This window comes from Myxococcus xanthus, assembly GCF_013116825.1.
GTDB classification, from domain to species: Bacteria; Myxococcota; Myxococcia; order Myxococcales; family Myxococcaceae; genus Myxococcus; species Myxococcus xanthus_B.
The window spans coordinates 1-257 of the sequence record NZ_JABFNS010000307.1; the positions used below are offsets into that span (position 1 = coordinate 1).

1 pseudogene is annotated in these 257 nt (G+C 75.5%); it reads left to right on the top strand.

Annotated elements, in window-relative coordinates:
* A pseudogene (locus HNV26_RS37450) lies at positions 1-257 on the top strand (23S rRNA (cytidine(2498)-2'-O)-methyltransferase RlmM); the annotation flags it as partial.

The window sequence follows — 257 nt, forward strand, 5'->3', positions numbered from 1 at the left end:
CCCGGACGCTGGCTGCCCGGCCCGGGCGCTGGCTGTGGACCTGCCGCGCGGGTTTCGAGGCCCACCTCTTCGAGGAACTGGAGTGGGCCGGCGCCGAGCCCCGTCTGCTGGGCGAAGCCCTGGTGGAGAGTGACGCCGTCTCCGGCCCTCCGCCCGCCTTCGCCCGCGCAGGCTATCAGGTGGCTGCCACCCTGACAGCCACGAACCCCGAAGCCATCGCCGACGCGGCGGCCCGGGCCGTCCTGGCGCTTCCCGGA